General features: G+C 72.1%; 4 protein-coding genes. All 4 read left to right on the top strand.

The features are described from left to right. The coding region (locus H5411_RS46120; protein ID WP_183127977.1) for an Hsp70 family protein at nt 1–976 on the top strand (976 nt) is incomplete at its 5' end. A 14-nt stretch (nt 977–990) separates the two neighbouring features. Then, a complete protein-coding gene (locus H5411_RS46115) occupies nt 991–1641 on the top strand; it encodes a nucleotide exchange factor GrpE (protein ID WP_098085305.1) in 651 nt (216 codons plus the stop codon). A gap of 6 nt (nt 1642–1647) precedes the next feature. Next, nucleotides 1648–2640: a DnaJ C-terminal domain-containing protein gene (locus tag H5411_RS46110; RefSeq protein WP_098085307.1), complete on the top strand. Its 993-nt coding sequence runs from the start codon at nt 1648–1650 to the stop codon at nt 2638–2640. Next, on the top strand, nt 2637–2876 hold a 240-nt coding region (locus tag H5411_RS46105), incomplete at its 3' end, for a MerR family transcriptional regulator (RefSeq protein ID WP_183127976.1). The genes H5411_RS46110 and H5411_RS46105, both read left to right, overlap by 4 nt.

The raw sequence follows: 2876 nt of genomic DNA, 5'->3' as shown, positions 1-2876 counted from the left end.
GGACTTGGTGGAGCGCTGCATGGGCCCGGTGCAGCAGGCGATGGCGGATGCGAAGGTGACCGCGAACGACATCGACGAGGTGATCCTGGTCGGCGGTTCGACCCGGATCCCGGCGGTGCAGCAGCTGGTGCGCCGGTTGACCGGCGGCAAGGACCCGAACATGACGGTCAACCCGGACGAGGTCGTCGCGCTTGGCGCGGCGCTGCAGTCCGCGGTGATCAAGGGCGAGATGTCCGACGTCCTGCTGCTCGACGTCACTCCGCTGTCGCTCGGTGTGGAGACCCTGGGCGGGGTGATGACCAAGGTGATCGAGCGCAACACCACCATTCCGGCGCGGCGTAGCGAGGTGTTCTCCACCGCGGAGGACAACCAGAACGCCGTGGATGTGGTGGTGCTGCAGGGTGAGCGGGAACGCGCGGCGGACAACCGGGTGCTGGGCCGGTTCCGGTTGGAGAACATCCGGCCCGCCCCGCGTGGGGTGCCGCAGGTCGAGGTCACCTTCGACCTCGACGCCAACGGCATCCTCAACGTCTCCGCCAAGGACAAGGACACCGGCGCCGAACAGACCATCACCATCAGCGAAAGCTCCAACCTCGACCAGAGTGAGGTCGAGCGGATGGTCGCCGACGCCGAACGGCACCGCGGCGAGGACGCCAAGATCCGCGAGCGCGTCGACGCCCGCAACACCCTGGACACCATCGCCTACCAGGTCGAGAAGCGCCTCGGTGAGTTGGGTGACGCCGCGCCCGCGCACGAGAAGGCCCGCGCGGAGCTACTCATCGGCGACGCTCACCAGGCCGTCAAGGACGACACCGTCGGTATCGAGCGGCTGCGGGAGCTGACTTCGGAGCTGCAGCAGCTGTTCTACGGCCTGGATACCGCGGCCGGAGGCACCGCCGGCAATCAGGCCGGTGGCGGCGCCCGGCGGGACGGCGGCGGTGATGACGTGATCGACGCCGAGTTCACCAGCGAGTGAGAGGAGGGCACGCCATGGCCGAGGACCGCATCCGCTCCGGCCCCGGCGAGCACCTCGACCCCGGCGGCCGAGCGACGGTCGGCGAGCAGCAGCCGCGGGAGGAGCGGTTCGTGCGGGAGCGGGCCGAGCCGCCCGCTCCCGAAACCGACCCGGCCGCCCCGGCCGACCAGGCCGAGCCCGAGGACGAGGTGGCTCGGCTGCGGGCACAAGTGGCCGAGCTGGAAGACCGGTGGCGGCGTACCGCCGCGGAGCTGGACAACCTGCGCAAGCGGGTAGCCCGAGACAGCGAACGGCAACGCCTTGACGAGCGCGGCCGGGTGGCCGCGGCCTGGCTGCCGGTCGTGGACAACCTCGACCTCGCCCTGACCCACGCCGACGCCGACCCCGGCTCGATCGTGCAGGGCATCCGCGCGGTCCGCGACCAGGCCCTGACGGTGCTGGCCGGACTGGGCTACCCACGCCGCGACGACCACGGCGTGGCGTTCGACCCGACCCGGCACGAGGCCGTGTCCACCCGCGCGGACACCGAGGCCAAGCCCGGCACCGTGGTCGAGGTACTGCGCCCCGGCTACGGTGACGCCGACCGGCAACTACGTCCGGCGACGGTCGTGGTCGCCGCCCGCGCCGCCGATGACGGATCCCGAGACGAGCGGGACAGGGGGTGACGCTCGGTGGCTCGTGACTTCTACGAGGCGCTGGGGGTGTCGCGCACCGCCAGTCAGGAGGAGATCCAGCGCGCCTACCGCACGCTGGCGCGCAAGTACCACCCGGACGTGAACAAGCAACCGGGGGCCGAGGATCGGTTCAAGGAGGTCTCCGAGGCGTACCAGGTGCTCTCCGATCCGGAGACGCGGCGCCGCTACGACGCGTTCGGGCCGGACTTCCGGCAGGTGCCCGAGGGCGTCGACCCCGAGACCTGGCAGCGCGCCCGCGCCGGCACCGGCGCGCGGTCCGGTTCCGGTGGTGAGCGGGTCTGGGTGAACACCGGGCCCGGCGGAGGGTTCGGCGGGTCGCCGTTCAGTGCCGGGTTCGGCGGCGAGTTCGATGTCGAGGACCTGTTCGGCAGCATCTTCGGCCAGCGCACCGCCCGCGCCCGCGGGCAGTCCGTGCGGGGCGCGGACCAGGAGGCCGAACTCGAATTGACTGTCGAGGAGGCATACCGGGGCGGGCAGCGTTCGCTGACCCTGCCCGGCCCCGACGGGCCGCGCACGCTGCGGGTGACCATTCCCGCCGGGGTGACCGACGGGCAGCGGATCCGGCTGGCCGGGCAAGGCGGCCAGGGCATCGGCAACGCCGCGGCAGCGGGCGACCTGTATCTGGTGGTGCGGCTGACACCGCACCCGCGCTACCGCGTCGACGGACGAGACCTGACCGTCGATCTGCCGTTGGCGCCATGGGAAGCCGCATTGGGCGCGACGGTCGCGGTGGACACCCCCGGCGGGCAGACCAAGGTGAAGGTCCCGGCGGGTACCTCCAGCGGCCGGCGGTTGCGGCTGCGCGGACAGGGCATGCCCCACCCGCGCGGCCAGGCCGGTGACCTCTACGCCGAGGCGCGGATCGTGGTACCCGACCGGCTTACCGACGCCGAGCGCCGGCTGTTCGCCGAACTGGCCACAGCCTCGACCTTCGACCCCCGCGGCACGTCGGCGAGGAGGCGGTCATGACCGACAGTTCGATCCCAGGTGCCCCGATGAGCTATGCGTTGATCCGCTACCAGCGCGATCCCGACCACAACCGGCGTGGGTGGCTGGACCTGGAATCCTTCGCCCGCGCCACCGGCACCCACCCGGACCTGGTGACCCGGTTCGTCGCGCTCGGGTTGCTCGACCCAGAGCGAGACCGGGCCGGGGCGCTGTGGTTCGCCCCGGACCAGCTGGCGAGGCTGGCCCGCATGCAGCGA

The organism is Amycolatopsis echigonensis, assembly GCF_014174495.1.
Lineage (GTDB): Bacteria > Actinomycetota > Actinomycetes > Mycobacteriales > Pseudonocardiaceae > Amycolatopsis > Amycolatopsis echigonensis.
Note: the sequence above shows the minus strand (reverse complement) of the source record. Positions and strands in the feature narration are given on the sequence as shown.